Annotated in this window: 1 protein-coding gene; it reads left to right on the forward strand. The window is 65.9% G+C overall.

Features of this window, described 5'->3' with window-relative positions:
• A partial coding sequence (locus U9980_RS00570) for an ATP-binding protein (protein WP_322766213.1) occupies positions 1–1265 on the forward strand: 1265 nt, incomplete at its 5' end.
• Positions 1266–1267 lie beyond the last annotated feature (2 nt).

Raw genomic sequence — 1267 nt, forward strand, 5'->3', positions numbered from 1 at the left:
TCCTCATCGCTAGAGGTCAACTCGACTGGTCCGCGCAGCCGTGTGGCTACCATGGTATCGACGCGCTGTCTCACCTCGAACTCGGACGGTTGCGCGATTATCTCGCGGCCGCGGACAAGGGCGATCTTGCTGGGCAGGATGACCTGCGGGTGCTGACCGCTCTGCGATTGCTGACCCCCGCTGGAGAGCTGACCTATGCCGGCCTGTTGCTACTCGGCCGGCAGGATGCGCTGCGGCAACTGCTACCCGGACATGGTTATTCCTTTCAGTACCGGCCGTCGAGCGGCTCGGAAGCGACCAGCCGGGTTCGGGAGGAGCAGCCGGTCCTTGCGGGTATCGAGCGCATGCTCGGCCTGGTCGAAGCGCATGCCGCGTTCCGCCCGCTCAACATCTCCGGCGGCATCCAACTGCAACTCGTCGACTATCCGCAGAACGCCGTGCGTGAGCTGGTCGTCAACGCCTTCCTCCACCGGTCGTATGAGACCCACGGCACGGTGGATGTGGAGCATTCCCCGGAGGCGCTCATTGTGACAAGCCCCGGTGGATTTCTTCCCGGGATCACGCCGGATAATGTTCTCAGCTATCCTTCGACGCCTCGTAATCGGCTGCTTACCGAGGTCTTTTCAATGCTCCGGCTTGCCGAACGCACCGGTCAAGGAGTCGATCGCGCATTTCGTGAGCTGTTGCGGGTGGGCAAAGAGCCGCCGACGTTCACCGATCTCGGTACCTCGGTCCGTGCCGTGGTCCGTGGTGGCATAGGCGACGACGCCTTCGTCGGTTACGTCTCAACTCTGCCCGCCCAGGCGGGTCGGGACGTCGAAATCCTGCTGACCCTGTCCTACCTGCGGACCCGCCAGTCGGTGGACGCGGTTACCCTGGCTCGGGTGGTGCAGCGCCCGGCGCCGGAAAGCCAGGAGGTGCTGGCCCGCATGGTCGCCTTGGAACTGGTCGAAACGACCAGGCGAACGGCGGGCCGGCCGTTGCCCACCTACCGGCTACGCCCCGCCGCGCTCGCGGGGCTCGGGCGCGCTGTTCGTTACCACCGCCAGGGCCCCGCGCAGACGGACGAGAAGGTGCTCGAACATGTCCGTGAGTACGGGTACGTCACCAACCGCACGCTGCAGCGGATGTTCGACGTGACCATGTTCGGCGCTCGGGACATGCTCGCCGACCTGCGCCGCCGTGGTGTCCTGTGCAAGATTGGCGATGCCCACGGCGGCACCGGGGTCCGCTACGGCCCGGGCGACGCATTCCCACGCCGTTAGGG

The sequence above is a fragment of the Protofrankia sp. Cr1 genome, from assembly GCF_963555865.1.
GTDB lineage: Bacteria > Actinomycetota > Actinomycetes > Frankiales > Frankiaceae > Protofrankia.